A 26085-nucleotide genomic window follows, 5' to 3' on the forward strand; every position below is an offset into this window, starting at 1 on the left:
ACAAAAAATCAGTCCATTACTTTCAATAAGTTACAGCTGGCATGGCGGATGCAACGGCCCAGGGGAACCGTTGCCACAACAAGGAAAACCTGATGAACCCGACACTGCTGGAACGACCCGGTCTTGCCCGACAAGACGCTTCGCAGCCCAACCTCCTGGAGCAAAGCCTCGGCCAGCTGGCCTGCGACATCCCCGGCGCCAGCCGGGTGTTTCATGAGTTCAACCTGGACTTCTGCTGCGGCGGACAGAAAACCCTGCGCGACGCCGCCCTCGGCAAAGGCCTCGACCCCGTGCAGATCGCCGAGGCCCTGCACCTGCTGCAAGACAGCGACGCCCGGCGGCACGACTGGCGCGATGAACCGAGCGAGGCGCTGATCGCCCATATCCTCACCCGCTACCACGCCCGCCACCGCGAACAGCTGCCGGAACTGATCCGCCTGGCCTGTCGCGTGGAGCAAGTGCATGGCGCCCGCGACACCTGCCCCAACGGCCTGGCCGATCACCTGCGGGACATGCAGCAGGAACTCGAAGGCCACATGCTCAAGGAAGAACAGGTGCTGTTCCCGATGCTGCAACAGGGCCTGGGCCGCCGGGCGGCGCCGCCGATCCATGTGCTGCGCCTGGAGCACGAGCAACATGGCGAGGCCCTGGAAAAACTGCTGGTGCTGACCGACCACATCACCCCACCCGCCGACGCCTGCAACACCTGGCGCGCGCTGTACCGCGGGTTGAGCGAATTTCGCGACGACCTGATGCAGCACATCCATCTGGAAAACAACGTGCTGTTCGCCAACGCCCTGAACGCTTGATCCCCGCCCCTGCGTGCCAGCCCGGTGGCTGGCACGTTCATTCAGCCATGCCAATAGAACATCGCCTTGGCCAGGACCACGATCAGCAGCATGTGCCCCAGCACGCTGCGACGGATCCAGCAGGCGCGGCCGGCGCTCAGCCGCGCGGTCTTGAGCCAGTACGCCAGCAGCAGGTAATGGCCGATGATGCTCAGGGCCAGGACGATCTTCAGGCTCAACAGGCTGGCGAAACTGCTGCTCAAGGGCTGGCTCAAGGCCCCGCGATGCTGCCAGGCCAGGCCGATACCGGCGCCGTACAACAGCAGCACCACGCCATGCAGGACCTTGCGCGAACGCACCGCGATGGCCTGGTCCGCCGCCACCTGGGCGTCCGTCGCCAGTTGCCGGCGCGCCGTGTGCCAGATGCACACCTCGAAGAACAGCGTGCCGATAAAACCGATGGCCGCCAGCAGGTGGATAACCACTAACCAGGGATAAATCATTGCCCTTCTCCTTGCTCCGCATTCAGGGCTCAGCCCGGGTGCCCGTCGACCCGCGCCCGCAGCAGCATCGGCCCGTAGCGCCAGACGTACAGGGCAAAGGCCAGGGCCCAGCACAGGCCCGCCAGCCACAACGCCGCCACCGGCAACCAGAGCACCAGCAGCACCCGGCTGAGGCAGGCCAGATTGAGCAGGATGAACGCCAGGGTCATGCCCGCTGGCGGCTCCAGCGGCCGCCCGGTATGACCCAGGCTGACCCGGGCGATCATCGCCAGGATCAGCCCGGCCATGGCGCCGACGGTCAGGCCGTGCACGGCCAGGCTGGGGTTCAGCGGCGCGCCGAAATGCCACAGCGCCATGCCCAGGCACGCCAGCGCCAGCCAGCCGTAGGCCAGGTGCAGCGACCACAGCAGCGGCACGCGCCACAGCCCGCGGTCCTGCCAGCGCCACAACCGCAGCAGATGCGCGGCCGCCAGCAGCAGGAACAGCGCGCCAACCCAGGTATTGGCGATGAGCGCCGGCCCGGCGGCATACAGCAGCGCCACCAGGGCCGAGCCCGCCAGCAGCAGATAATCGAGCCATGGCCAGGGCGTCACGGCCGCGACCCGACCGAGGCCGCGCTGGGTGAAAAACGGAATCACCCGCCCGCCGATCAGGCTCATCATCGCCGCCACCAGCCACAGACCGCTCAGCACGCCCTGGCGCTGCCAGCCTTCATGGCCTTGCAGCAGGCCGGCCACCGACAGGCCGTCCGCCGCGGCGAGCAACAGCAGCACCAGGACAATCGGGTAGTTGCGCTGCTGGCGCACCTTCCACAGCATGCGGCCCATCAACCCGGCCAGCGCCAGGGGAAACCCCAGTTCCAGCACGGCCAGCAGCGGCCAGGGCGCGCTGCCCAGCCAGGCCAGGCGCGCGGCCAGCCAGAGCAAGGCCAGGGCCGCCAGCGGCTTGCCGCTCAGGCCCGGCTGGCCGGTCCAGGTCTGCGCCGCGGTCAGCAGGAAGCCGGCGATGATCGCCAGGCCGAAACCGAACAGCAGTTCGTGGCGGTGCCAGCCCAGCCAGCCTCCCGCCGGTTGCCAGTCGCCCAGGGCGCCCTGCAGCGCCGCCAGCCACAGCGGCACCACCAGCAGCGCCAGGACACCACCGGCGAGGAAAAACGGCCGGAAGGCCAGGCGTAACAGCGGCACGATTGCCATCGCCGCACGACGCTCAAGTACTTGCATCAAGCCCACTCCTTTACCCAGCGTGCCGACCCGGCGACGGTCGACACGCGGCGAATGAAATCCCCGGCCATCATCGGCCATTGGCGTGCCCTTGCCGTTGTCGCAAATCAAGCTTGCCCGGGATGCGGCGGGCTGTTGTGCCCGCCGTCCTGTCTGGCAGTGCAAGGGCCGTGCCCCGGGGCCCGATCACCACCAGGAACGGCCGTAAGCCGGCGGGCCGGGGTTGCGGCCGGCGCGGTGCCGGGGCTCGCCTTACAGCGCGAGGGTCAAAATGACCATTCGCTAGTCATTTACACCCGAAATCGCCAGGTCTTTTTGACCACGCCGCTGGAAATCTCCCCCAATACAGGAGGCCTGGCGCCTGGCCCGGGTCTTGCTGAACACAGGGCACCCAAATCCCTCCCAAATGACCGGAGCCACCATGAATACCGCCGGAGCCACCCTGAAAAAGACCCTCCAGCCACTGACGTGGTTTGTCGTCCTGGGCGCGATCCTGGCCCTCGCCAGCCGCGTCGCCCTGGGCCTCGTCTGAACCACGGCAGCACCTCTCCCCCAGCCATAAGGATGAATATTCATGGTGCTACATCGCGTGCATCACCAGATCCTGCGCAGCCATCACCTGTTCGAGCCCCTGAACGAGGAACAGCTGGACGAGCTGATGGCGGCCAGCCAGTTGCTCAGCCTCGATAAGGGCGACCCGCTGTTCCGCCAGGGCGAGCCGGCCGAGGCTTTCTATTTCGTGATCGCCGGCGCGGTGAAGGTCTACCGCCTGACGCCGGATGGGCAGGAAAAAGTGCTCGAGGTCATCGGCCCGCGCCAGACCTTCGCCGAGGCAATGATGCTGATGGACACGCCGGACTATGTGGCCTGCGCCGAAGCCATCGGCCCGACCCAGCTCTATCGGCTGTCCAACGACACCTACCTGCGGCTGCTGCAAAGCAACAGCCGCCTGACCTTCGCCCTGCTCGGCAAGCTCTGCGTGCGCCTGCACCAGCGGGTCAACGAGATCGAAACCCTGTCGCTGAAGAACGCCACCCACAGGGTGGTGCGTTATCTGCTGACGCAACTGATGCAGCTGCAACCGGTGGAGCGCCGGTTCGAGCTGCCGATGGCCAAGCAGTTGATCGCCGGCCACCTGGCGATCCAGCCGGAGACGTTCTCGCGGATCATCCGGCGCCTGATCGATGAAAAGATCATCAGCCAGGACGGCCGCCAGATCGTCATTCTCGACCGTCCGCGGCTGGAGCAATTCGAATGAGCGCCGGGCCGGTCTGCCTGTACTGCCACGGCTCCAACCCGCCCGGGCAAACCTCCTGCCGCCATTGCGGCATGCCCCTGCCGGCCACCGCAGCGCACGCCGAACAACGCCGGTTGCGGCGCTTCGGATTGTTCTGTATTGGCCTGACGATCTTTTGCGTGGCGATGTTTTTCTGGTTGCCGCGTTCCTAGCGGACGCTTTTGCCTGAAACACCGTTGCGGCCGCTACGTCGGAATGCCTGCACATCTGGTTTGCCTGGAACATTGAACCCTTCCCCCTCGCCTGCCCTGGCCGGCGAAGGTGTCCCAGGCGGCGGGCGCCTCAAGGCTGGGTCAGTTGCCGATACAACTGCGGCAGACGCAGCGGCAGTTGCTCGGGCCGGCGGATCAGGGTGTAGCCATTGACGCCGAACAGGTACGGCAGGTAAGCCGCGGCCTCGCGATCGATGGTGATGCAGAACGGTGTCAGCCCCTGGCGCCGCGCTTCCAGTACCGCCTCGCGGGTGTCCTCGACGCCATAACGGCCTTCGTAGAGGTCCAGGTCGTTGGGCTTGCCGTCGGTCAATAACAGCAACAGTTTGCGCTGGCGCTTGCAGCTGCCGAGCAGGCGCGTGGCCTGGCGAATCGCCGCGCCCATGCGCGTGTAGAAACCCGGCTTGAGCCCCAGGATGCGCCCGCGGGTGTGGTCGTCGTAACGCTGGTCGAAGGCCTTGAGTTCCTGCATGCGCACCTGCTGGCGGCGCAACGAGGAAAACCCGTACAGGGCAAAGTCATCACCGAGGCCAGCCAGGGTTTCGCCGAACAGCAGCAGGCTGTCGCGGATCACCTCGATCACCCGGTGCTCGTCGTTGAGGTGGGCGTCGGTGGACATCGAGACATCGGCCAGCAACAGGCACGCCAGGTCGCGCCGGGTCTGGCGCTGCTCCATGAACAGGCCGCGCTCGGCACAGGCGCCATGGGCGCGCTCGACGTGAAAATCCAGCCAGGCCTGCAGGTCCAGTTCCGAACCCTGGGGCTGCTGGCGCAACCATTGGCGCTCGTTGCGCAACGGCTGGAACTGTCGCCGCAACAACTGCGCCGACGGTTTCAGGCGCGACGGCAGCGGCTGCGCCTGGCAATCGCGCGGCACCAGCATCTGCAGGTTGACGAAGTGCTCTTGCAGGCGGCCCTTGCGGTAGTCCCATTCCGGCAGGTGGATGCCCTCGCCCAGGGGAATGTCGTCGACGTCGGCCGGCGGCAGGTCGAGGTGCAGCTTGAGGCCGCCGCCCTTGCGCAGGCGGGTGCGCGACAGGGTCAGCTCATCCAGGTCGGCGGCGACCTGGGCGGCGTCCGGGTCTTGGCTGTCGTCAGCCCAGCGGTCGAGGTCCACATGCTCGGTCCAGCTGAACAGGTTCTCCAGGCGCACGATCAGCAGGCCGCCGTCGCGGCTGTGGTCCTCGACCCGGCTGGCGCGCTTGCGCCCGCCCGCCTGCTCGCCGGCAGCGGTGGCCAGGTCCTCCACCGAGTCCTCGAGATCGGCGGCCAGCGGGCTGGCCAGGTGCAGCGGCGGGTACAGCCACAGCGGCACGGGCCAGGCCGCGCGTTCGCTGCGGGGAAACTCGGCGACACTGCCGGGTTCGCGCAGGGCCTGGCACAGGGCGCGTTCCAGCGCGGCTTCGGGGCGGCTCAACGAGGTTGGATCGGGGCGCAGTTGCAGGTGCGCCTCCACCAGCCGCCGGTAGCGCTCACGCAGCGCCGGGTAGCGTTGCAGCAGGCGCCGGGTCCAGCGCTGATTGTCCCGGCCCCAATGGCGCATCGGCCCGGACTGCGCCGCCAGCAGGGCCAGCCAGCGGTACAGTTCCTCGTTCAACGCCGCCTCGGGGAACACCGCGAGGCTGGCCGGCAGGCGCAGGTTGTCGGCGTCGCACCAGGCCAGGGGCGTTTGCCGGCAGGTGCCGGCGATCTGCTGCAACAGGCTGCGGCGCAACAGCAGGTCGCGCTCGCTGGCCGCCTCGACGCCGCGGCCGGCACCGCCCATGGCCCGCAACAGCAGGGCCAGGGAACGTTGGCGCGGCGCCAGCTCGATTCGCGCCTCGGGAAAGTCCACGCTGGCGCGACGGGTGATGAAACGATGCCAGACACTGCCGACCCACTCTTCCAGTTCCAGGGTAAAGGCCATGGAGCCTCCTTTTTCGAATGCAGGAAAACGGTGCGCTGTAGCCGCTGCCGAGCGCAGCGAGGCTGCGATCGGTCTGGGCGGCATTCCGACGTAGTCCTCGCAAAACCTGTGCACGCGGTTTGCCTGAAAGACCGCATGGCCCGGTTTGCGGCCGCTACGCAGCCGATCGCAGCCTCGCTTCGCTCGGCAGCGGCTACATAGACCGTCGTCGTACGTTGTCCTGTAGCCGCTGCCGAGCCTGCGAGGCTGCGACCGAGGACGTAGTCCTCGCAAAACCTGCGCACCCGGTTTGTCGGAAGGACTGCGTTGCCGGATTTGCGGCCGCTGCGTCGGAATGCCGCCCAGACCGATCGCAGCCTCGCTGCGCTCGGCAGCGGCTACAGGCTAGTGGTCGTTCATGAAGACACCACCGGGGCCGGTGCGCGCAAGGCGGCGCGGCCGCGCTGGCGGAAGCTCAGCAGGTAGCACAGCAGCCCGGCGAAGAACCCCAGCCCGCTGATCAGGCGTGCCCAGAACAGCCCATTGAGATGCTCCACCGTGGCCATGAACGGCATCGCCGTGCCGTCCTCGGCCCAGCGTTGCAGCAGCACCTGGACCACGCCGGCGGCGGTGAGCAACAGGGTGATCATCACCATCGACAGGGTCATCAGCCAGAAGCCCCAGACTTCCAGGGTCTGCGAGCGCTCGTCCGCCGCTTCGCCGAGCCCGCGCAGGCGCGGCATGGCGTAGCTGATCAGGGTCATGACGATCATCGCGTAGGCGCCGTAGAACGCCAGGTGGCCGTGGGCCGCGGTCAGTTGCGTGCCATGGGTGTAGTAGTTGACCGGCGCCAGGGTGTGCAGGAAACCCCAGACCCCGGCGCCGAAGAACGCGGTCACCGTGGTGCCCTTGGCCCACAGCGTGGCGGCGCGGTTGGGGTGCTGGCGGCGGCGGTTCTTCACCAGGCTGAAGGCGAAGATCACCATGGCCAGGAACGGCAGCGGCTCCAGGGCCGAGAAGATCGAGCCGACCCACAGCCAGACCTCGGGCGCGCCGATCCAGAAGAAGTGGTGGCCGGTGCCGATGATCCCGCTGATCAGTGCCATGGCGATGATCACGTAGAGCCACTTCTCCACCACTTCGCGGTCCACGCCGGTGACCTTGATCAGCACGAAGGCCAGCATCGCGCCCATGATCAGCTCCCACACGCCCTCCACCCACAGGTGCACCACCCACCACCAGTAGAACTTGTCGCGGGCCAGGTTGGCCGGGTTGTAGAAGGAGAACAGAAAGAACACCGCAAGGCCGATCAGCCCGGTCATCATCACCATGCTGACCGTGGTCTTGCGGCCCTTGAGCAGGGTCATGCCGATGTTGTAGAGAAAGCCCAGGCACACCAGCACTATGCCCATCTTGGTGATGGTCGGCTGCTCGAGGAACTCGCGGCCCATGGTCGGCAGCAGCTCGTTGTGGGTCAGCCGGGCCAGGCCCGCGTAGGGCACCAGCAGGTAGCCGAGGATGGTCAGCACGCCGGCGGCGGCGAACACCCAGAACAGCAGCAGCGCCAGTTTCGGGCTGTGCAGTTCGCGGTCGGCCTCCTCCGGAATCAGGTAGTAGGCCGCGCCCATGAAGCCGAACAGCAGCCAGACGATCAGCAGGTTGGTGTGGACCATGCGCGCCACGTTGAAGGGAATGATCGGGAACAGGAAATCGCCGATCACGTATTGCAGGCCCATGATCAAACCGAACAGCACCTGGCCGAGGAACAGCATCAGGGCAAACACGAAGTAGGGTTTGGCCACGGCCTGCGAGGCGAATTTCAGGTGTGGATTGGCAAGACGCATCGTTCAGCCCTCCTTGTTTGGCGGCCAGCCATTGGTATTGATCTTCGAACTCCACTTGAGGAATTCGGCGATGTCGTCGACCTCCTGCTGGCTCAGGTTGAATTGCGGCATGGCCCGGCGTCCGGGCACGCCCAGCGGTTGCATCTTCATCCAGGCTTGCAGGAAGGGCTTGAAGCCCTCCTCGCCGCCGCGACGCTGGAACACGTTGCCCAGCTCCGGCGCGAAGTAGGCGCCCTCGCCCAGCAGCGTGTGGCAGCCGATGCAGTTGTTCTGTTCCCAGACCGTCTTGCCGCGCACCACCGCCGCGCTCAACAGCGCGTCGTTGCTGCGTACGGGAAAGGTCTGCTCCGTGTGATAGGTCAAGGCCAGGAAGATCAGGAAGAAGAACACGCTTCCCCCGAAATAGATGTTCCTGGCCATGCCTTTGGTGAAGTTCTGCGACATGCTCGCTTCCTCTTGGCTTGGCCCGGCCATGATAGGAAGCGCGGGGCATAAACCCGCTTGATGGCAATCAAGAAACGCCGATGGTTTTACTCGGGTATTACCGGCCCAGACTGAGGATCAACCCCAGCAGCAAGGCCAGCGCCAGCGGCCAGCCGAGCAGCAGCCAGCGCCACAGGCGCGGCCCGTGGCGCAGCTCCATGAAGCCGTCGGCGATCAGCCAGGCCTTGGCCACCGCCAGCAGCAGGATCAGCAGCGCCAACCCGCGCGGCGCACCCGGCCCCAGCCAACTGCCCAGCCACACCGTGCCGACGCTGAGACCGACCAGGGCGACCCAACAGCTCAGCAAGAACCTGCCAGCGGACATGCGCACCTCGTCAATCCAGAACGTAGACCAGCGGAAACAGCAGCACCCAGACCAGATCGACCATGTGCCAGTAGAGCACCCCGGATTCGAAACCCGAGCAGTTGTCGGCGCCATAGCGGCCTCTCAGGCAACGCTGCGCCAGCCAGGCGAAAATCAGCATGCCCGGCAGCACATGGAGGAAATGAAAACCGCTGAGGATCCAGTACAGGGTGAAGAAGGTGTTGTGTTCCAGCCCCAAGCCCAGGCCCAGCAGGTGCCGGAACTCGCCGAGCTTGAGCAGCAGGTAGACCGTGGCCACCAGCACGGCCGCCAGCAGCAGCGCCGCGCCCTGGCGTGGCCGCGCCCGACGCACCCGTTCCTGGGCCAGCGCCGCCAGCAGCCCGGCGCTGAGCAGGCTCAGGGTCATGGCCAGGCCGGTGGAGCTGTCGAGCAGTTGGCGGCTTTCGGCGAACAGCTGTGGCTTGAGCCGCTGGGTCACCGCGAACGCGAGGATCAGGATGGCGAACACCGACAGCTCGGCGAGGATGAACAACCACATCGCCAGGTCCCCCGGCAGGTGGCGCCGCGAGGCCTCGGTGGCTGCCGCGGCGGAGTCAGCCGAAGTGCACATCGACCACGTCCATCAGCGCCGCCACCGTCACCGGGTCGTCGCTCAGGGGTTCGGCCAGGCACGCCAGGCAGGCTTCGCGCGGCGGCATGCCGGCGCCGATCATGCGCGCGGTGAAAATCAACAGCCGGGTGGACGCCACCTCCTCCAGGTCATGCTGCTCCAGGCGGCGCAGGGCCTGCCCCAGCCCGACAATCTGCCGCGCCAGCGCAGCATCCACTTGCGCCTCGCGCTGGACGATGCGTTCCTCCTCGGCCGGCGGCGGATAGTCGAAGCGCATCGCCACGAAGCGCTGGCGGGTGCTGGGTTTCATGCCCTTGAGCAGGTTCTGGTAGCCGGGGTTGTAGGACACCACCAGCATGAAGGACGGCGGCGCCCGCAGCACTTCGCCGGTACGTTCCAGGAACAGCTCGCGGCGGTCGTCGGCCAGGGGGTGCAGGACCACCACCGTGTCCTGGCGCGCCTCGACCACTTCGTCGAGGTAACAGATGCCGCCCTCGCGCACCGCCCGGGTCAGCGGCCCGTCCTGCCACCAGGTGCCCTGGGCGCCGATCAGATGGCGGCCGATCAGGTCGGCGGCGCTGAGGTCGTCGTGGCAGGCCACGGTGTGCAGCGGCAGGTTCAGGCGATGTGCCATGTGCTGGACAAATCGGGTCTTGCCGCAGCCCGTGGGGCCTTTGATCAGCACCGGCATGCCGTGCCGCCAGGCCTGTTCGAACAGCGCCTGTTCATTGTTCAAGGGTTGATAGAAGGGTTCGCAAGCCGTTCCGAGATCCATGGGCTACCTGATTCACAGCGGGGTTCGGGGACCACGCTAAGGCGCCACGCAAGGGAGCGGCAAGCGAACCGGCGGGCAAACTTGATCGCCGTCAAGCGGGCCGCGCCGGGCTGCGCTCAGGCCTCGAAATAACTGCCTGCAATCAACGCTCGCAATCGGGCTCGACGCACTCGCAACCAGAGGCTTGCCCCGGGCTGTCCAGGTCCTCCTGGAACAGCTGGCAGATGCTGTCCACCTCCAGCCGGCCGGCGGGCAGGATGCTGATGAAGCGCTCCGAAAGCTCCACCAGGCCGTTCCAGCTCAGCTGTTGCAGGCGCAGCCAGGCGGACGCGAAGTACTGGCGGAAGATCAGCCCGTAGCGGCTTTCGATGGCCAGGATGTCCAGCTCCAGGTCGCACGCCAGGCGCTCCATGACCAGCTGCCGGACCTGGTCGCCGGCCTCGCAGCGCCAGCCGCGACGGGTCGCCAGCTGGCCCAGGTCCAGCTGTTGCAGATAGTCCTCGAGCCGCTCGCTGTTCTGCGTATACAGCTCGTCGAACTGGCTGATGGCGCCCAGGCCGAAGCCCACATGGTCGCAGTAACCGTGGCAGGTAAACCCCTGGCAGTTGCGGCGCAGCCGGCCGCGCTCCTGGGCCATCATCAGGTCGTCGTCGGGGCGCACGAACTGGCCCAGGCCGATGTACTGGTAACCCGCCGCCAGCAGGCGCTCGAAACAGATGCGCCGCATCGTCTCCTTGGCCTCCTGGCTGCAGGCTGCCGCGGGGCGCTCCTGGCTCTGGCGCCGGTAGCGCAACGGTGGCTGGGCATAGTCGAACACCTGCAGGCGATCGGGCTCCAGCTCGATCAGGGTGCCCAGCTTCAAGGCGAAGCTCGAAGGGGTCTGCCAGGCATGGCCATACCCCAGGTCGACATTCACCGAGCGATAGCCAAAGGTCCGCGCCGCATCGATCAGCGAATGGATGGGCGCCGGGTTCTGGTAGCAGGCCACCGACAACTGGCTGTCGCTGCCGATATCCGGCACCCCGATATTGACCTGATTGAACCCCTGGTCGCGCAGCAGGCCCATGGTCGCCCAGTCGGTGTGGTGCAGGTCGACGTCGATGCTGTAGTCGCCGCAATCGTGTTCGAGGAAGTGAAAGCGCTGGCGCAGGTGCTGCATCAAGCGTTGCAACTGCGCCGCCTCCGGGGTGCCGCCGCCCAGGTGGAACTGCTCGATACGCTGCTCCGGCGCGAGGTGGCAGCCCACCAGATCTATCTCGCGTTCCAGCCGCCGCAGGTAGCTTGCGCCAGCGTCCACCGGCGTGCCCGCCAGGCGCGGCGGGAACTGCACGTTCAAGGACAGCGGCCGGCGCTTCTGCCGGCTGTTGCGCAATGCCCGCAGCAGGTCCAGGGAGCCGATGCCGCCGTGAAAGCGGCGGGTGTCGACATGGCAGTTGGGGTCGAGCACACCTTGATCGCGTCGAACGACCGGCTCGCTGCGGTGCGGGAGTAGATCGGGCATGACTGGGCTCCATGGCTGGCGGTGGAGGGTCAGTGTCCGGCGTTAACGCCCGGGGCTCCTTGACTTGCATCAAGCGTGGGGTCGGCGCCGACCTACCAGTTCAGGTAGAACATGCCCTTGGCCAGCAGCACGATCAGCAGCATATGGCCGAACAGGCTGTGATGGATAAAGCGCGAATAGCGGGCATTCATGCGCCCGCTCCGGAACAGCAGCATGGCCACCAGGAAATGCCCGAGCACGCTGGCGGCCAGCAGGATCTTGAGCAGCAGCAAGGTGCCGAACGACGACGCCAAGGGCGCTGCCAGCACCGGCAGATAACGCGCCCAGACCATGCCCAGCCCGGCACCGAACAGCACCAGCAGCACCCAGGGCATCAGCTGGCGGGCACGGCCGGCGATACCCTGTTCGAGCAGCACCATAAGCTTGGCCGGCAGTTGCTGGCGGATGTGTTCCAGGAACAGCACTTCGAAAAACACCGTGCCGATGAAGACCAGCGCGGCGAACAGGTGCAGAGTGAGCAGCAGCGGATAGATCATCGCTTCAGCCTCCGGTCACCGTAGGGAAAAACGCCACCTCGTCGCCGTCGTCCAGCGCCTCGTCGAGCCCGCACAGGTCCTGGTTGCGGGCACACATCAGGCTCGGTTCGTCCAGCACCCGCCAGATACCGCAGCGGCTCGCCAGGTGCCGGCGCAGGTGCTCGAGGCAGGCGAAATCGCCTTCGACCACCTCGCTCGCGCAGCCCAGGGTTTCCCGGTAGCGGGAGAAATACTGCACCTGCAGCCTCATGCCGACGGCGCCTGGTAATCGCCACTCTTGCCCCCGGACTTGCGCAACAGCCGGATCGATTCGATATGCATGCCGCGGTCCACCGCCTTGCACATGTCGTACAGCGTCAAGGCGGCGACGCTGGCGGCGGTCAGCGCCTCCATCTCGACCCCGGTCTGCCCGGCCAGCTTGCAGCGCGAAACGATGCGCACGCGATGCTCATCCTCGAGGCTTAACTCGACCACCACGCTGCTCAGCAGCAACGGATGACAGAGCGGGATCAGCTCGCTGGTGCGCTTGGCCGCCTGGATGCCGGCGATGCGCGCTACCGCGAACACATCGCCCTTGGGATGCCCGCCGCCGACGATCAGCCGCGCGGTCTCGGCGCGCATATGCACCCAGGCCTCGGCCACCGCCTCGCGAAAGCTCACAGGTTTATCGGTGACATCGACCATGCGCGCACGGCCGAGGGAATCGAGGTGGGTCAGTACCGCGTCGTTCATGGACAAGAAGCCTTGTGGTTTCGACTAAGGATGCGATGGGCTCGGACCAGACGGAATCGCCCCGGCCTCGCACGTTGCCGCGAGACTACCGCCCCGCCCCTCTGGCGCGGTTGACGTCAATCAAGAAAGCCGGCATTGCCACAGCGAACCGCCAGGACTGACTGGCGTGATGATTTCCCGTGCGCGCAGGCTGCGGGTAGCATGCGCAGGCAACGCCAGCACACCACCACTCAGGGAGCAGCAATGACCAGCATCATGGACCCCACCTTGCGCGGAACCGGCAGGATCACCGGCGCGTTCTTCAACCCGGCGGGGGATATCGCCGCCGTGGTCTCGGAGTTTGCGTTGCTGGTCAATCCGCCCGCGCGCGCGGCCTATGGCGGCACCGGCTTGCGTTATCGGCTCGGCCTGTACCGACGTGGCGAGCCGGTGCCGTTCGCCATCTTCGACGAACTGTGCCTGCCGATCAACGACGTGGGTTTCCACCCCACCCTGCCCCGCATCGTGATCGGCGCCGGCCGCTATGACGGCGGCTACCTGTTCGAAGGCGAGCTGGCGGTGTGGAACTGGCAGACCGGCCAGAGCCGGCGCCCTTTTGCCGATATTCCCGAAGTGGTGCGCTGCCGCTACAACGCCAGCGGCGAGCGGATCGAAGCCTGGGTGCGGCCATGGAACGAAGAATGGGACGGGCTGGACGACAGCGACTGGTCGGTGATCCTCGACACCCTGTTCCTGGTGCAGGCCGATGACAGCGAAGCGACCTGGGCGACCAGGACGCCGCCAGTGCTGGAACTGGACCCGGCCGCGACCGTCGCTGCCTCGGGCCTTGCCGCAGATGACCAGAGCCTACCGGCCATGCGCCTGGCCCATTGGCTGGGTCTGCCCGAGCTGGCATGCCGGGGCGCGATCCGCGATATCGCCTGGCTCGGTCCGGACCGCCTGGGCGTCACCCACGACGGCTGCCTGCTGGACATCTACGGCACGGACGGTACCCTGCTCGCCCACCACACGGGTCCAGGCTACGGCGCCGAGATCCTGCGCGGGGCCGGCGTGCATGTGCACGGGGTGCTGGTGCAGGACGGCCCCGAGGCCTATCGCCGCGATTCCCGCTTGTATGCCCTGACAGACAACGGCCTGGTCCTGGTACAGGAATACGACGATGAATACACCTTTTCGGCTGCCTGCGACGGCCGTCTGCTGGGGCGGCGCAACCGATTGAGAAGCCCCGGTTCGAAGGCCGTCGATCTGCTGCTGGACCCCGCTCGCGACAACGTGCAGCCCGTCGATATCGGCCACTACGACTGCTTCAACCATTACATCGGCATCAGCGGCGCGCCCCATCTGTTCGCACTGCAGGGCACGCCGGCCAGTTCCCACGAACACAAGTACCTGTGCATCGTCCAGCCCGACGGGACCGTGCAAAGACTCTGGCCGCTGCTCAAGCAGGACGGCACCCGGGCCAGCCACGCCATGGAATGCCGCGGCGCTTATGTGGCGGATACCCTGGGCGCGAGCGTGGTCATCGCCGGCCAGCACTACAACCCTTCGGTCGGCGATGCGTACCAGGGCTTCATCTACCGCCGGCACCTGGAGCGCGGCCAGGAACGGTGGCGGCATCCCACGCCGGCCTCGCCCAGCGCGATCGTCCACCTGCCCGAAGCCGGCCTGGTGGCGGCGGCTTTCCTGGACGGAACGCTCATGCTGATCGATGCCCGCAGCGGGCAGCTACGGCTGAACGCCAAGGCGCGGATCGACGGCTTGCCGACCCTCATCCACGCCATGGACGCCCACGCCGGGCAACTGGCGCTGGGCACCGTGGATGGCCGGATTGCCGTGAAGCCGGTCGCTGATCTGCTAGGCGCTGGCAATACCCGGGGATGGGTGGAAATCGGCTGAGTCGGCCGCAGACAAAAACGCCACTCCCGGGAGTGGCGTTTTTTTATTGCCCGAGCGACTTAGAACTGCGCCTTGAGGGTCATGGTGAAGTTGCGCGGATCGCCGTAGTAGTTGCCGAAGCTTTCGATGCCGATGGTGGAGTAGTAGCGCTTGTCGAACAGGTTGTTGCCGTTGAGCGCCAGCGACCAGGTGTCGTCGATGCGGTAGCCGATGCGGCCGTTCCACACCGCGTAGCCGGCCTGGGTGATTTTTTCGCTGGTGGCCGGCGAGACCCGGAAGTTATCGCTTTGCGCGTTGACCCCGGCGCCGATGCTGAAGCGCTCGAACGCGCCATCGAGGGCATAGTCGCCCCACAGGCGCAGCATATGGCGCGGCACATAGCTGTTGAATGCGGCGCCATTGAGCCCGCTGTCGATGTCGTCCAGGGTCTTGGTCTGGGTATAGGTGTAGCCGGCCAGCAGTTGCAGGCGCTCGATGACCTCGCCGCTGATTTCGGCTTCGAAGCCCTGGGCGCGGACCTTGCCGGAGTTCAGGTAGCAGTAGCCGTCCGATGACGCACAGCTGGAGTTGTAGTCGGTCTGCGCCTGGTCCTTCTGCACGGTCTGGAACAGGTTGAAGGCGCTGTTCAGGCGCCCGTCGAACCATTCGCCCTTGATCCCCAGCTCGTAACTTTCCCCCACCAGCGGCTTGAGCGCCGAGCCGCTTTGCGAGCGGTAGTTGCCCTGGGGCGTGAAGATCTCCGCGTAGCTGGCATAGGCGGTCAGGTTGTCGTTGAGGTCCAGCAACAGACCGGCAAAGGGCGTGACCTGGCCGGTCTCGGTGCTTCTGGCGTGCTCCGAAGTGCCCGAGTTGAGGAACACCGAATCGCTTTTCGAGCGGTACCAGCTGACCCGGCCGCCGACGACGAAGGTCAGGGGTTCCGCCAGCTTGAGCCGCAGGGTCGAATACAGGCCACGCTGTTCGGTGACGGTCTTCACCGGGCCACCGCGGGTCGAGTTCTCGATGAAGTAACTGTCGTCCGGTTTCGGGATATGCCGGTCCGGATTGAACACGTTCTGCTGCTGCGGCAGGAAGGCCACCGAGAAGAAATCGTCCTTGTCCGCGCGACTGCCGTTGACCCCCACCACCAGCTCATGCTGCAGGCCGAACGCGGTGAATTTGCCATCCAGGTAGGCATCGAGGCCGTAATCGACCTGGTCGTAGTCGTACAGGCTGCCGAGCATGCCGGTGGTGTCGACGCCGGGGGTCACCGCGCCGGAAGCGAAGGCGTATTTGATGTCCTGGGTGTTCTTGGTGTAGACGCCGGCGACCTTCAGCGCCCAGTCGTCGTTGAGCTGGTGCCTGAGGTCGCCGAACACCGTGGTGCGCTTGCTGCGCCAGGTGTTCCAGGACGGGTCGAGGCAGGTCGAGCGGCCGAGCTTCAGGTCGCTGCCATCCTTGTAGCGCGGCAGGCCGCCCCAGCACGGGTTGGCGTCGACATCTTCATAGGCGATGCCCAGGCCGAGGGTGGTGTCGGGGCTCAGGTCGAAGTCGAGCGCACCGTAATACACCTGGTCCTTGCGACTGGCGTCGTCGATGAAGTAACGCCGGCTCTGCTCGGCCACCACCGCGCGGCCACGCAGGGTGCCGGATTCGTTGAGCGGGCCGCCGGTGTCGACCTGGCCGCGGTAGTTGTCCCAACTGCCGCCGGACAAGGTGACTTCGGTCTGCGGCGTGCTCTGGCCGCGCTTGCGCACGAAGTTCACCCCGCCGGCGGTGCCGCCCGCACCTTTCATCATCCCGGCGGCGCCACGGAGGATTTCCACCCGGTCGTAATAGGCCATGTCGCCGCTGAAGCTGTCGGCCTGGACATACTGGTTGCCCATGTCCAGCGGCACACCGTCGTACTGATACTGGCCCGACATGCGAAAGCCGCGGGAGTAGAAATACTTGCCGCCCATGGTCGAGTCGTAGACGGTGATGCCCGGGGTCTTTTCCATGACCTGGTCGATGCTGTGCAGGTTCTGGTCGTCGAGCATCTTGCGGGTCATCACCGTCACCGATTGCGGGGTCTCGCGCAGCGAGTGCTGGCCCTTGCCGATGGTCACCGCCCCGGTGGTGTAGGAGCCGCTGCCCTCGGTGGTTGCCCCCAGCAATTGGCCGTCGATGTTGGTGGCGCCCAGTTCCAGCGCCGAGCCGAGCACCGGCACCGCGCGCAGCACATAGCTGCCGTTGGCCTGGGGCTCGGCGCGCAGGCCGCTGCCGCGCAGAATCCGCGCGAAACCTTCGTCGACCCCGAACTGGCCCTTGAGCCCGGGCGATTGCCGGCCCTGGGTCTGCTGCGCATCAAAGGAAATCGCCGCCCCGGCGGCGCTGGAAAAACGGGTCAGCACATCCACCAGGCTGCCGGCGCCGATGTCGTAGGCGCGGACCTGGCTCTGCTGCGCCGCGGCCCCTGTGGCCGGGTCGGCATTCACCGAACAGGCGCTGGCCATGGTGGTTGCCAGCAAAGCGACTTTCACTGCGTTCGCCAGACGACCTGGCGCGTTCACCCGAGACATGCTCCCTCCCCCAAAACGGTCAATAACAACTCACTGAGGGATGAGCCGAACGGTGCGGTCGAAAAGTGCAGGCGCCGCAGAATTTTTTATCCAAGGCGCCTGTTCAGCGCGAATCGGCCCGGGCGACCTGGACCCAGAAACGGCTGTAGCGGGTCACGCGCAAGGCAAACCCACTCACCAGCGCCGCCAGGGCCAGGTCGGTGTCATCGATGGGAAAGACCCCGGAGACTTTCAGGTCGCCGATGGCCGGGTCCCAGCGCAGCACGCCGGGGCGATAGCGCGACAGGTCATTGAGCAGCGCCGCCAGCGGCCGGTCGATGGCGATGATGCTGCCCTGCTGCCAGGCGCCCACCGAAACGTCGTTGCCCCGTGGCGTGCCCAGGCTGCGCTCGTCGAACGCCAGCCGCTTGCCGGCCTCGACCCGCATCGCCGGACCGCCGCCCGGCACGCTGACCTCCACCGCCTTTTCCAGCACCGCCACCTCGCCGCCCCCGGCCTGGCTGCGCACGATAAAACGCGTGCCCAACGCCAGCACCTCGGCGTGGCGGGTGACCACCTTGAAGGGCCGCTGCAATGGATCAGGCGCGGTGCTCACCAGGATCTCGCCCCACAGCAGCTCCAGCACCCGCTGGCGCCCATCGAAGCGCAGGTTGACCGAGGTGTCGGTGTTGAGCAGCAGGCTGCTGCCGTCCGCCAGGCGCAATTCGCGGCGCTCGCCCACCCGGGTGCGGTAGTCGCACATCAGGTTCTGCGCGGCCTGGCTGCGCCAGCCCAGCCAGCCCAGGGAACCGGCGCAGGTCAGCAGCAAGGCGCTGCGCAGCACCTGGCGTCGGGAACCATTGCCGGCCTGGCTCAAGGTCGGCGCCGCCAGGGCGCCCGGCACGCTGGCCATCTGCTCGGCCACCGCGGCCATTCTCTGCCAGGCCTGGCGATTCAGTGGATCGGCCGCCAGCCAGCTGTCCCAGGCGGCCCGGTCGGCGTCAGTCGCGGTGCCGGAATGCAGGCGGGCATACCAGCGCGCCGCGACGCCGATGGCTTTCATTTCTTCGGCGGGCAGGCTCATGGGAGTTGCAACTGGATCTGCATCAGGCAGCAATGCTCCATGGCCTTGGCCATGTGGTTGTTCACCGTGCGCACGCTGACGCCCAACTGCTCGGCGATTTGCGGGTAGGTCAGGCCACTGAACTGCGACAGGATAAAGGTCTGCTTGACCCGCGGCCCCAACCCTTGCAGCAGGCGGTCGATCTCCATCAACGCCTGGAACAGGATCGCCTGTTCCTCCGGCGACGGCTGCAGGGCTTCGGGCATGGCGGCCAGCACATCGAGGTAGGCCTGCTCCAGCGAACGCCGACGAAACAGGTCGATCAGCAGGCCCTTGGCAATCATCGACAGGTACGAGCGCGGCTCGCGGATGTCCAGCGCGGAGCGGGCCTTGATCACCCGGACGAAGGTGTCCTGGGCCAGGTCCGCGGCATCGAAGGCGTTGCCCAGGCGCTTGCGCAGCCAGCCCTGGAGCCAACCGTGATGGTCACAATACAGATCGTTGACAGCACTGCGTAAGGACAAGTCGTTGGCGGGCATGACGATGGAATAATTCGCGACTGATAATGACTCGCATTGTCATGTACGCCATCGCGGCTTGCAACAAATACCTGTGGCCGCGGCTCCAGCCGCGTTGGAGCGACAACCCTCCCCTTCGACCTTGGGGCTGGCTGTCCTTGATCGCGATGCGGAACCGCCCTGACGGCTAACCCGCGCAATCGCTCGCCTAGGCAAAAAACCGGTTCGCCGGACGTGGCAGCCCGAGGTTTTCACGCAAGGTGGCGCCCTCGTATTCGCGACGGAAAATCCCCCGCCCCTGCAATTCGGGAACGACCTTGGCGACGAAGTCGTCGAGGCCGCCCGGCAGCCAGGAAAACATGATGTTGAAACCGTCGCTGCCGCGCGTCTCCAGCCATTGCTGCATGTCGTCGGCGATGCTCCGGGCGGTGCCGACAAACGACAGGCCGGCGTATCCACCGAGGCGCTGGGCCAGCTGGCGGACCGTCAGCTGTTCGCGATCGGCCAGGGCCAATACCCGCTCGCGGGCGCTCTGGCTGGCATTGGTCTCGGGAATCGGCGGCAGGAAAGCGTCCGGATCGAACTGCGTTGCGTCCGTGCCCAGGGCGATGGACAGCGAGGCAATCGCGCTCTCGTAGTGCACCAGGCTGTCGAGGTGCGCGCGAATCCGCCGTGCTTCCTCCTGGGTGTCGCCGACCACCACAAAGGCCCCGGGCAGGATCTTCAGGTGTTCGGGGTCGCGGCCGACGGCGAGCATGCGCCGCTTGATATCGGCATAGAACGCCCGGCCCTCCTCCAGCGTGCCGGGAGCGACAAAAATCACCTCCGCCGTTTCCGCGGCCAGTTGGCGCCCGGGCTCCGACGCGCCGGCCTGCACGATCACCGGCCAGCCCTGCACCGGGCGCGCGATGTGCAGCGGCCCGCGCACGTTCAGGTGGCGGCCGGCATGGTCGAGGCGGTGCAGCTTGTCCGGGTCGAAATACACCCCGCTGTCGGCATCGCGCACGAAGGCGTCGTCCGCCCAGCTGTCCCAGAGCCCGGTGACCACCTCATAGAACTCCCGCGCCCGGGCATAACGCTGGTCGTGGGCAAAGGCCTGCTCCAGGCCGAAGTTCAGCGCGGCGTCGGGGTTGGCGGTGGTGACGATGTTCCAGCCGGCGCGACCGTTGCTCAAATGATCGAGGGAGGCGAAGCGCCGGGCGATATGGAATGGCTCGTCGTAGGTGGTCGAGGCCGTCGCCACCAGGCCGATGCGTTCGGTCGCCTGGCTGAGGGCGGACAACAGGGTGAAGGGTTCGAACGAGGTGGCGGTATGGCTGCGCTTCAAGGCGTCGATGGGCATGTTGAGCAAGGCCAGGTGATCGGCCATGAAAAACGCATCGAAGCGCGCCCGCTCCAGGGTCTGGGCGAAACGCTTGAGATGGGCGAAGTTGAAGTTGGCATCGCGATAGGCGCCCGGGTAGCGCCAGGCGCCGGTGTGGATGCTGACCGGACGCATGAAGGCGCCCAGCTTGAGTTGGCGTTGCGCAGGCATGGCAAGCTCCTTGTGACGGCTCCTGGGTCAAGCGGCCCCGCAGCATCGACCGGGCGAACTTGGCCTGTCCAATAATCAAAGGTGCTGGCTTATGCCGTTATGGCGCGGTGCGCTGTCCGGCCCTGGACAGCCCCGCCGCCGGGACGCCTGGAGGGCGGCAAGCATTCGCGGCGGGTTGAGGATGGCTCGGCACGCAGGAACCGCAATCGGCAGCCCAGCCTTCAAAGGTAGCTGAGGACGAAGGTCAGCGTGCCGTCGGCCTTGCCACTGGAAACCTGATTGGCAACCTGGATGTACCGGGCCGCCAGCTTCAACGAATTGATCCCGCCGCTGGCCAGCCCCATCATCTGCGGCTGCCCCAGGAGCATTGGCGTGTGGTTTGCCGTGGAAGCATTGAGCACCTGGATGCCGACCCCTGTCGCCGACTGCGCCGAAGAGGCCAACCTGATGGTCCCCGGGTAGCCACCGACCTGATAGGTATTATCCAGGGTCAGGTTGACCCTGGCTCCCGCATCGCAGCGCAGGTCGATGGAGAAGTTCTTTTCCTGCGTCATGCTGCCCGGGCCGCGAAAGCTGTTGGCATCCACCCTGCCCATCTTCACCAGGATGCTGTTCTCCATCACGAAGCAGGACGACACCGCCACATTGACCAGGGGAAAAGTGAAGGTGTTGAGCTTCTTGTCATACAGGCCACCCAGGACAGAGTCAGGGCTGCTCATCACGGAGAAGTCTGGAAATCGAAAACTCCCCCCCGCCACATCCCCCAGCTTGATCAACTCGAAGGTGTGTTGGAGCGAGTAATATTTGTCCCCTCCCAGATAGGGAAAGGCGACGCCAGTCATGGGACTGGTGCTGTTGAGATCGGTACTGCTGAACGCATAGTTTCCCAGGGGCGACGACAGGTTCCACCTCAATCCGATCCCACTGTTGCTCGTCCTGAATGCCCCACGACTGACCCCAACCGCCGCATTGGAAGACGACTTGAAGTATTGGGCATAGCTCCCGGTTGGAAAGAAGCGGTTATTACATCGAATAGGGGTCTTGACCTCCACGGACGCCAGTACGCCGCCAACCGGGACGTCCCGTTGCACAACCAGCGAGCTGGAAAAAGGAACACTGATAACAGCGGAACCTAAAGGAAGGCAGACATCGGAAAGGGCGGCGACCGAGTACGGGGAGAACATGCTGCCGGCCGCCGTAAGCCCTACAGTCCAGGCACTGAGCCCACGAATGCGGAACAAGAAATACTCCTCAGGAATTGAACGACTTGTGCGGCAACGCTACATAGAAGCTTCGACAGTCGATATAAGATATTTCCTAAAAATCAGCTTCATTCTCCATGATCAATTAGTGAATCTTGCACATGGAAATAATGAAGTCTCCGCGCGACCGCCGGGGTCAGCAATCTGCCCGGAACTGCTGAGGCTATCGCCGAAGACTATAAAGCTGGAACAGGGAGAGGAAGTTGCGATCGCTTGAGCGCGGACCCAGGACCAAGACTGCTGGCAAACGATAGGAACAACGCCTTTTTGATCATGGGCAAGTCCATTTCTTTGTTGTTTTAGAGAACGAAACGACAGCACCGAAACTTTCGCGTTTCCAACTATGGTTATGAGCCACATCGCCTGAAGGGGGCAGTCCCTCGATGCGGCGGATCTTGTCAGTGCCCATTACTGGGCCCTTTGCATCTCATTTTTCTTTTTCGGCTGGATGACCATGTCGGTCCGAGGGCGCGACTCGGTGATCTTGCTACCGGTGGCGCGACCAACACTGGCAATCTGCTTGACGGTGTCGTAGACAATTTTCTCACCCAAGGTGGTATTGCCTGCGCTGATTACTTTGGCTCTGTCGATCAGAATGATGCGATTCTGCTGGGTCAGATATTGAATGGTCACGGCATATGCCTGGACCGGTTCAGGGTCTGTAGCTTTTTGCAATTGTTCGAAATAGGCCAGGTTGCCCACGGAGGTAACGACATCGACCTCGTTGTGGCTGCCCTTTTTCATGGTGACAGTCACAGTGTCGCCGGTGATCTTCATCGAACCCTGGGTAATGATGACGTTGCCGGTATAAGTAGCAAAACCTTGCCTGTTATCAATTTGACTGCGGTCGGCCTGAACTCGAATGAGTTGCTCACTGTCGTTCGGCAGCCCCCAGGCGTTCATGCTTCCCAGTGCCATGCCCAAGCCAAGCAAAACAGGAAAAGATTTAACGAACTTCATGCCATCCACTCAATCACCCCTTGAAAGCGCCACTGATTCGAGCTGCCACAATGCACGATCTTGATCTTGCAAAAAACGTGGGAATGGAGATTCAGATTGTTCTGAAGAGCGCTGGACAGCAACAGCTAGCAACCGACGCCTGCTTCTATACCGAATGGGCCGAAAGCGACTTGAACAAGGCGGCTGGCGCTCACTGAGGCAAAGGCCCACCGAGCTGGGCCCGATTTTCCCCTGCCCCCCTCCGGTCACCACAACGTCGGGCTGGAGTGACCTTTTTTTGCTGACCGAATGAACCTCGCGGGAGAACCTTCAGCGACACTTCGTAAATAACGAACCATGGGTGAGGAATAATCGATTTTTCTTCACGGCGATCTCCCCACTAGCATGAACCGTGGCTTCAGCACACGCCCGGACCGGGAGAACGGCATGCAGTCCCTGCACATCGGCGAACCCTGGATGTGGTTCGCCTTCATCATCTTCGTTCTGGCCATGCTGGCCCTGGACCTGTTTGTCCTCGGCGGGCGCAAGGCCCATCGCGTATCGGTACGCGAAGCGTCGTGCTGGGTGATTGCCTGGTCCACGCTGGCGCTGGCCTTCGCGGGATTGCTCTGGTGGTATCTGCAGGGCGAGTTCGGGCCTGAGATCGCCCAACGCAAGACCCTGGAATTCCTTACCGGCTATCTGATCGAGCAATCGCTGTCGATCGACAACATGTTCATCTTCGTGATGATCTTCGGCTACTTTGCCGTGCCGCCGGAGTTGCAGCGCCGGGTGTTGCTGTACGGTGTGCTCGGGGCGATCGTGATGCGCGGGGCGATGATTTTCGCCGGCGTGTGGCTGGTGTCGCAGTTCGCGTGGCTGCTGTATGCGTTCGGTGTGTTCCTGATCATCACCGGGATCAAGATGCTGCTGTTCGCCCATCGGCAGCCCGACCTCGCCAGGAACCCCCTGTTGCGCTGGATACAGGGCCATCTGCGGATCACCAGCGGCTTTCATGACGAGCGTTTTTTCGTCAAGCAGGACGGTCGGCGCTGGGCCACGCCGATGTTCCTGGTGCTGGTGCTGATCGAGGCCAGCGACCTGATGTTCGCGGTCGACAGCATCCCGGCGATCTTCGCCATCACCACCGACCCGTTCATTGTGTTCACCTCGAACATCTTCGCGATCATGGGCCTGCGTGCCCTGTACTTCCTGCTGGCCGACATGGCCGAGCGCTTCCACCTGCTCAAGTACGGCCTGGCAATCGTGCTGGTGTTCATCGGCAGCAAGATGACGCTGATGCCCTGGCTGCACATGCCGGTGGAATGGTCGCTGGCCACTGTCGGCGGGATCATTCTGGCTTCGGTGCTGCTGAGCCTGATCACCAGTCGCAACAAGTCGCCTGACGAGGACCGGATGCGCATCCTCTAGAAAGCGCCTGAGCGGCGAACGACGTATTGGACCCGGGCGCCCCGCCTGCTAACGTCAGCGCTAGCGACTCCGTAGCCCCCCACCACTGACGCTGGACACCGACATGCCCACTGCCGAATCCACCCTGCTGCACAGCTGGCAGTACAACGCCCAGGCCTGGATCGACGCCATCCGCGGCGGCGCCATTCAAAGCCGCGTCGAGGTCACCGACCAGGCGATCCTGCTGGCGGTGCTGGGCCGCCAGCCCGAGCGCGTGCTCGATCTGGGTTGCGGCGAGGGCTGGCTGTTGCGCGCCCTGGCGCAACGGGGCGTCGAGGCGGTCGGGGTGGATGGCGATGCGGCCCTGGTGGAGGCGGCGCGGGCGGCGGGCTCGGCAACGGTGCATGTGGCCAGCTATGCAGCGCTGGCGGAAGCGCAAGTAGACATCGGCCGTGACTACGAGCTGATCTGCGCCAACTTCGCCCTGCTGCACCAGGACATCATCCCGCTGCTGGCCGCCATGCACGCCCTGCTCGCCCCGGGCGGCGCGCTGGCGATCCAGACCCTGCATCCCTGGAGCGCCGCGGCCGGCGACTATCAGGATGGCTGGCGCGAAGAGACCTTCGCCGGGTTCAAGGGCCAGTGGCAACCCATGCCGTGGTACTTCCGCACCCTGTCCAGCTGGCTCAACGCCCTGGACATGGCCGGCTTCCAGCTCGCCAGCCTGCAGGAACCGCAGCACCCACAAAGCCCGGTGCCGCAGTCGTTGCTGTTGGTGGCCGAGCGGCGCGGGTAAGCGCTATCCGGCTGACTGATGCGATGTAGCGGTTACAGGCCAGCAGTCAGAGTCGCGAGTGCGGTAAAGGGCCACAACCCTTATCTAGATCGGGAGAACGAACCGGCGCTCGGCTCCCTCCTTGCCGTCTTCTGCGGGCTGCTCCGGCAGGAACCCGCAGCGTTCCACGACCTTGGTCGAGCCGAGATTTTCCGGGTAGACATAAGCCACCAGCTGCGTCAGTTGCCAGCGCGTCCGCGCTTGCTCGATCAGTTGCCGCAGCGCCTGTGTCGCAAGCCCCTGGCCGCAGGCGCTCTGGGCAATCCGATAGCCGACTTCGGCGGAGCGCTGCGCGGTATCGATGTTTTTCAGGTTGGCGCGACCGACGATGTTTCCGCTGCAATCCTCGATCACCCAGGGATGCCAGGTGCCGGCCGCGAAAGCGGCCAGATAGCCCTCGATATGCTCGGCGACGCCCTGCAACGAATAAAAGGCCGGGGCACGCGCCTCGATATGGGATTCGAACCACTCACGGTTCCGGGTTTCGAACGCCAGCAGCGCTTGCGTATCGGTACGGCTTAGCTCGCGCATTTTGAATGGCGGCATACACACCTCTGCTTTTCTCGGGCCGGAAGCGAACTGTATCGGTATGTCGGTGTTTAGGCGGTGGCCGGTGAGCGACAGGACTGTCGTCCATGATCCTATGCCAAATGCCACAGTCAGCCAACTGAACGCACAGCGCGTCGGCATCAAGAAGAGCCTTCATGATCGGCAGGCCGCTACCCATGCCGTCGGTAGCGACAGGCAGAAACCGGCCAGCAATATGCACTCAGGACTTACGCTCTTACCCTGAGCCCCGCCGCTGCCCCAAAAGGCACTCAACTTAGGCATAACGATGCCGGAAAGAGCAGCATCAACAGCCATCCCGCCACAAAAAGCCCCAGCCCGAACGTCAGATGCGCAGTGACGCTTCTGCGCCTTGCCACGTTCGGTGCCGCTGTTTTCGAAGCGGCAACGCCGAAACCGAACGCGGGCTGCAGGATGAAGAAAGGCGCAATCACACTGACCAACCCCATCACCAGCGCAGGCGCCAGCGTGGGGTTGCAGATCCAGACAAGCCCTTTCGCACCGATCAGCATCATCGCGAAGACAATACCCGTGACGTAATGGAACACCCACCCCATCAGGCGTTCATTCCTGACAGGAGCCGCCGTCATGATCGGGGAATGACGAAACCGCCCCTGGAACATGTGGCCCAGCCAACGACCGACCAGGCCATAGTCAAGCGACGCCAGGCCAAACACTCGTGCTTGAATAAAAGCCGATACGTCCATGATCAGCGTGGCCCCCATTCCAACAAACAGAATGCGCAGTGCTGTCTCGGCTGTTCCCATGGTATTGCTCCTTGCCTTGAACCTGTTTTGGCGGTTTGATCCGAGCAGTCTGCAGGTTCAAGTC

The 26085-nt window shown here is 65.0% G+C and carries 26 protein-coding genes; 6 read left to right on the forward strand and 20 right to left on the reverse strand.

Translation table 11 applies throughout. The features are described 5' to 3' along the window. Nucleotides 1-92: 92 nt before the first annotated feature. The gene (gene ytfE, locus CXQ81_RS19700) at nucleotides 93-809 is read left to right on the forward strand and encodes an iron-sulfur cluster repair protein YtfE (protein ID WP_087092111.1); all 717 of its coding nucleotides are present in this window, start codon (nucleotides 93-95) and stop codon (nucleotides 807-809) included. A gap of 41 nt (nucleotides 810-850) precedes the next feature. On the opposite strand, the gene CXQ81_RS19705 is transcribed toward ytfE, so the two are convergent. Further along, nucleotides 851-1291: a hypothetical protein gene (locus CXQ81_RS19705; RefSeq protein WP_101338273.1), complete on the reverse strand. Its 441-nt coding sequence runs from the start codon at nucleotides 1289-1291 to the stop codon at nucleotides 851-853. A gap of 29 nt (nucleotides 1292-1320) precedes the next feature. Beyond that, the gene (locus CXQ81_RS19710; protein ID WP_101338274.1) at nucleotides 1321-2511 is read right to left on the reverse strand and encodes an NnrS family protein; all 1191 of its coding nucleotides are present in this window, start codon (nucleotides 2509-2511) and stop codon (nucleotides 1321-1323) included. A 574-nt stretch (nucleotides 2512-3085) separates the two neighbouring features. Here CXQ81_RS19710 and CXQ81_RS19715 point away from each other — a divergent pair. Together CXQ81_RS19715 and CXQ81_RS19720 are read left to right on the forward strand one after the other, a co-directional pair. Next, nucleotides 3086-3769 carry a Crp/Fnr family transcriptional regulator gene (locus CXQ81_RS19715; RefSeq protein WP_053261563.1) on the forward strand — a complete coding sequence of 228 codons (684 nt, stop codon included), beginning with the start codon at nucleotides 3086-3088 and terminating at the stop codon, nucleotides 3767-3769. Then, nucleotides 3766-3960 (forward strand): protein DnrP, encoded by a 195-nt coding sequence (locus CXQ81_RS19720; RefSeq protein WP_101338275.1) that lies wholly within the window; start codon nucleotides 3766-3768, stop codon nucleotides 3958-3960. Before CXQ81_RS19715 ends, CXQ81_RS19720 begins: the two co-directional genes overlap by 4 nt. A 130-nt stretch (nucleotides 3961-4090) precedes the next feature. Here the strand turns inward: CXQ81_RS19720 and CXQ81_RS19725 are convergent, their stop codons facing one another. From CXQ81_RS19725 to moaC, 10 genes are all read right to left on the reverse strand, one after another. Next, nucleotides 4091-5926, reverse strand: coding sequence for a nitric oxide reductase activation protein NorD (locus tag CXQ81_RS19725; RefSeq protein WP_101338276.1), 1836 nt, complete (start codon nucleotides 5924-5926; stop codon nucleotides 4091-4093). Nucleotides 5927-6321: 395 nt separating this feature from the next. After that, entirely contained in the window at nucleotides 6322-7749 is a 1428-nt protein-coding gene (locus CXQ81_RS19730; RefSeq protein WP_087092116.1) for a cbb3-type cytochrome c oxidase subunit I, read from the reverse strand. A 3-nt stretch (nucleotides 7750-7752) separates the two neighbouring features. Further along, nucleotides 7753-8193 (reverse strand): cytochrome c, encoded by a 441-nt coding sequence (locus CXQ81_RS19735; protein ID WP_053261567.1) that lies wholly within the window; start codon nucleotides 8191-8193, stop codon nucleotides 7753-7755. Nucleotides 8194-8290: 97 nt separating this feature from the next. Further along, nucleotides 8291-8557 (reverse strand): cytochrome C oxidase subunit IV family protein, encoded by a 267-nt coding sequence (locus tag CXQ81_RS19740; protein ID WP_007929127.1) that lies wholly within the window; start codon nucleotides 8555-8557, stop codon nucleotides 8291-8293. A 10-nt stretch (nucleotides 8558-8567) separates the two neighbouring features. Next, nucleotides 8568-9167 carry a cytochrome c oxidase subunit 3 gene (locus CXQ81_RS19745; RefSeq protein ID WP_101338277.1) on the reverse strand — a complete coding sequence of 200 codons (600 nt, stop codon included), beginning with the start codon at nucleotides 9165-9167 and terminating at the stop codon, nucleotides 8568-8570. Beyond that, a complete protein-coding gene (locus CXQ81_RS19750; protein WP_092295349.1) occupies nucleotides 9151-9942 on the reverse strand; it encodes a CbbQ/NirQ/NorQ/GpvN family protein in 792 nt (263 codons plus the stop codon). The genes CXQ81_RS19745 and CXQ81_RS19750 overlap by 17 nt, the downstream gene beginning before the upstream one ends. Nucleotides 9943-10084: 142 nt before the next feature. Then, the gene (locus CXQ81_RS19755) at nucleotides 10085-11443 is read right to left on the reverse strand and encodes a hypothetical protein (protein WP_101338278.1); all 1359 of its coding nucleotides are present in this window, start codon (nucleotides 11441-11443) and stop codon (nucleotides 10085-10087) included. Between the two features lie 92 nt (nucleotides 11444-11535). Continuing rightward, nucleotides 11536-11979, reverse strand: a complete 444-nt coding sequence (locus CXQ81_RS19760) for a CopD family copper resistance protein (protein WP_007929123.1) — start codon at nucleotides 11977-11979, stop codon at nucleotides 11536-11538. 4 nt (nucleotides 11980-11983) lie between these two features. Next, a complete protein-coding gene (locus CXQ81_RS19765) occupies nucleotides 11984-12229 on the reverse strand; it encodes a MoaD/ThiS family protein (RefSeq protein ID WP_007929122.1) in 246 nt (81 codons plus the stop codon). Then, nucleotides 12226-12711: a cyclic pyranopterin monophosphate synthase MoaC gene (gene moaC, locus CXQ81_RS19770; protein ID WP_007929119.1), complete on the reverse strand. Its 486-nt coding sequence runs from the start codon at nucleotides 12709-12711 to the stop codon at nucleotides 12226-12228. Before moaC ends, CXQ81_RS19765 begins: the two co-directional genes overlap by 4 nt. Nucleotides 12712-12954: 243 nt before the next feature. Here moaC and CXQ81_RS19775 point away from each other — a divergent pair, with 243 nt between their 5' ends. Continuing rightward, nucleotides 12955-14607: a hypothetical protein gene (locus CXQ81_RS19775; RefSeq protein ID WP_101338279.1), complete on the forward strand. Its 1653-nt coding sequence runs from the start codon at nucleotides 12955-12957 to the stop codon at nucleotides 14605-14607. Nucleotides 14608-14666: 59 nt separating this feature from the next. On the opposite strand, the gene CXQ81_RS19780 is transcribed toward CXQ81_RS19775, so the two are convergent. The 6 genes from CXQ81_RS19780 to lptA form a co-directional block, all read right to left on the reverse strand. Continuing rightward, nucleotides 14667-17147: a TonB-dependent siderophore receptor gene (locus tag CXQ81_RS19780; protein ID WP_101338280.1), complete on the reverse strand. Its 2481-nt coding sequence runs from the start codon at nucleotides 17145-17147 to the stop codon at nucleotides 14667-14669. 103 nt (nucleotides 17148-17250) lie between these two features. After that, nucleotides 17251-18210 carry a FecR domain-containing protein gene (locus CXQ81_RS19785; RefSeq protein WP_101338281.1) on the reverse strand — a complete coding sequence of 320 codons (960 nt, stop codon included), beginning with the start codon at nucleotides 18208-18210 and terminating at the stop codon, nucleotides 17251-17253. After that, nucleotides 18207-18728 (reverse strand): sigma-70 family RNA polymerase sigma factor, encoded by a 522-nt coding sequence (locus CXQ81_RS19790; RefSeq protein ID WP_007923435.1) that lies wholly within the window; start codon nucleotides 18726-18728, stop codon nucleotides 18207-18209. The genes CXQ81_RS19785 and CXQ81_RS19790 overlap by 4 nt, the downstream gene beginning before the upstream one ends. 187 nt (nucleotides 18729-18915) lie before the next feature. Beyond that, nucleotides 18916-20241 (reverse strand): LLM class flavin-dependent oxidoreductase, encoded by a 1326-nt coding sequence (locus tag CXQ81_RS19795; protein WP_101338282.1) that lies wholly within the window; start codon nucleotides 20239-20241, stop codon nucleotides 18916-18918. A 221-nt stretch (nucleotides 20242-20462) separates the two neighbouring features. Further along, the gene (locus CXQ81_RS19800; RefSeq protein ID WP_101338283.1) at nucleotides 20463-21482 is read right to left on the reverse strand and encodes a fimbrial protein; all 1020 of its coding nucleotides are present in this window, start codon (nucleotides 21480-21482) and stop codon (nucleotides 20463-20465) included. A 429-nt stretch (nucleotides 21483-21911) separates the two neighbouring features. Continuing rightward, on the reverse strand, nucleotides 21912-22463 hold the full coding sequence (lptA, locus tag CXQ81_RS19805) for a lipopolysaccharide transport periplasmic protein LptA (protein WP_101338284.1): 552 nt from the start codon (nucleotides 22461-22463) through the stop codon (nucleotides 21912-21914). 426 nt (nucleotides 22464-22889) lie between these two features. On the opposite strand from lptA, the gene CXQ81_RS19810 reads away from it, so the two are divergent. Beyond that, nucleotides 22890-23873: a TerC family protein gene (locus tag CXQ81_RS19810; RefSeq protein ID WP_101338285.1), complete on the forward strand. Its 984-nt coding sequence runs from the start codon at nucleotides 22890-22892 to the stop codon at nucleotides 23871-23873. 103 nt (nucleotides 23874-23976) lie between these two features. Next, complete coding sequence (locus CXQ81_RS19815; protein WP_101338286.1) at nucleotides 23977-24648, forward strand: bifunctional 2-polyprenyl-6-hydroxyphenol methylase/3-demethylubiquinol 3-O-methyltransferase UbiG; 672 nt, start codon at nucleotides 23977-23979, stop codon at nucleotides 24646-24648. A gap of 84 nt (nucleotides 24649-24732) precedes the next feature. On the opposite strand, the gene CXQ81_RS19820 is transcribed toward CXQ81_RS19815, so the two are convergent. Together CXQ81_RS19820 and CXQ81_RS19825 are read right to left on the reverse strand one after the other, a co-directional pair. After that, on the reverse strand, nucleotides 24733-25233 hold the full coding sequence (locus tag CXQ81_RS19820; protein ID WP_101338287.1) for a GNAT family N-acetyltransferase: 501 nt from the start codon (nucleotides 25231-25233) through the stop codon (nucleotides 24733-24735). Nucleotides 25234-25505: 272 nt separating this feature from the next. Next, nucleotides 25506-26021: a DUF2938 domain-containing protein gene (locus tag CXQ81_RS19825; protein ID WP_101338288.1), complete on the reverse strand. Its 516-nt coding sequence runs from the start codon at nucleotides 26019-26021 to the stop codon at nucleotides 25506-25508. Between the last annotated feature and the right edge of the window lie 64 nt (nucleotides 26022-26085).

It is taken from the genome of Pseudomonas sp. 09C 129, assembly GCF_002843625.1.
Lineage (GTDB): Bacteria > Pseudomonadota > Gammaproteobacteria > Pseudomonadales > Pseudomonadaceae > Aquipseudomonas > Aquipseudomonas chlororaphis.

Excerpts from the sequence above, each read along its gene's own strand:
- CXQ81_RS19720 (WP_101338275.1), top strand. The coding sequence starts at position 3,766 with ATGAGCGCCGGGCCGGTCTGCCTGTACTGCCACGGCTCCAACCCGCCC.
- CXQ81_RS19810 (WP_101338285.1), top strand. The coding sequence starts at position 22,890 with ATGCAGTCCCTGCACATCGGCGAACCCTGGATGTGGTTCGCCTTCATC.
- CXQ81_RS19705 (WP_101338273.1), bottom strand. The coding sequence starts at position 1,291 with ATGATTTATCCCTGGTTAGTGGTTATCCACCTGCTGGCGGCCATCGGT.
- CXQ81_RS19750 (WP_092295349.1), bottom strand. The coding sequence starts at position 9,942 with ATGGATCTCGGAACGGCTTGCGAACCCTTCTATCAACCCTTGAACAAT.
- CXQ81_RS19725 (WP_101338276.1), bottom strand. The coding sequence starts at position 5,926 with ATGGCCTTTACCCTGGAACTGGAAGAGTGGGTCGGCAGTGTCTGGCAT.
- moaC (WP_007929119.1), bottom strand. The coding sequence starts at position 12,711 with ATGAACGACGCGGTACTGACCCACCTCGATTCCCTCGGCCGTGCGCGC.
- CXQ81_RS19795 (WP_101338282.1), bottom strand. The coding sequence starts at position 20,241 with ATGCCTGCGCAACGCCAACTCAAGCTGGGCGCCTTCATGCGTCCGGTC.
- CXQ81_RS19710 (WP_101338274.1), bottom strand. The coding sequence starts at position 2,511 with ATGCAAGTACTTGAGCGTCGTGCGGCGATGGCAATCGTGCCGCTGTTA.
- CXQ81_RS19785 (WP_101338281.1), bottom strand. The coding sequence starts at position 18,210 with ATGAGCCTGCCCGCCGAAGAAATGAAAGCCATCGGCGTCGCGGCGCGC.
- CXQ81_RS19775 (WP_101338279.1), top strand. The coding sequence starts at position 12,955 with ATGACCAGCATCATGGACCCCACCTTGCGCGGAACCGGCAGGATCACC.
- CXQ81_RS19730 (WP_087092116.1), bottom strand. The coding sequence starts at position 7,749 with ATGCGTCTTGCCAATCCACACCTGAAATTCGCCTCGCAGGCCGTGGCC.
- CXQ81_RS19760 (WP_007929123.1), bottom strand. The coding sequence starts at position 11,979 with ATGATCTATCCGCTGCTGCTCACTCTGCACCTGTTCGCCGCGCTGGTC.
- CXQ81_RS19825 (WP_101338288.1), bottom strand. The coding sequence starts at position 26,021 with ATGGGAACAGCCGAGACAGCACTGCGCATTCTGTTTGTTGGAATGGGG.
- CXQ81_RS19820 (WP_101338287.1), bottom strand. The coding sequence starts at position 25,233 with ATGCCGCCATTCAAAATGCGCGAGCTAAGCCGTACCGATACGCAAGCG.
- CXQ81_RS19815 (WP_101338286.1), top strand. The coding sequence starts at position 23,977 with ATGCCCACTGCCGAATCCACCCTGCTGCACAGCTGGCAGTACAACGCC.
- CXQ81_RS19740 (WP_007929127.1), bottom strand. The coding sequence starts at position 8,557 with ATGTCCGCTGGCAGGTTCTTGCTGAGCTGTTGGGTCGCCCTGGTCGGT.
- CXQ81_RS19755 (WP_101338278.1), bottom strand. The coding sequence starts at position 11,443 with ATGCCCGATCTACTCCCGCACCGCAGCGAGCCGGTCGTTCGACGCGAT.
- ytfE (WP_087092111.1), top strand. The coding sequence starts at position 93 with ATGAACCCGACACTGCTGGAACGACCCGGTCTTGCCCGACAAGACGCT.
- CXQ81_RS19715 (WP_053261563.1), top strand. The coding sequence starts at position 3,086 with ATGGTGCTACATCGCGTGCATCACCAGATCCTGCGCAGCCATCACCTG.
- CXQ81_RS19765 (WP_007929122.1), bottom strand. The coding sequence starts at position 12,229 with ATGAGGCTGCAGGTGCAGTATTTCTCCCGCTACCGGGAAACCCTGGGC.
- CXQ81_RS19745 (WP_101338277.1), bottom strand. The coding sequence starts at position 9,167 with ATGTGCACTTCGGCTGACTCCGCCGCGGCAGCCACCGAGGCCTCGCGG.
- CXQ81_RS19780 (WP_101338280.1), bottom strand. The coding sequence starts at position 17,147 with ATGTCTCGGGTGAACGCGCCAGGTCGTCTGGCGAACGCAGTGAAAGTC.
- CXQ81_RS19790 (WP_007923435.1), bottom strand. The coding sequence starts at position 18,728 with ATGCCCGCCAACGACTTGTCCTTACGCAGTGCTGTCAACGATCTGTAT.
- lptA (WP_101338284.1), bottom strand. The coding sequence starts at position 22,463 with ATGAAGTTCGTTAAATCTTTTCCTGTTTTGCTTGGCTTGGGCATGGCA.
- CXQ81_RS19735 (WP_053261567.1), bottom strand. The coding sequence starts at position 8,193 with ATGTCGCAGAACTTCACCAAAGGCATGGCCAGGAACATCTATTTCGGG.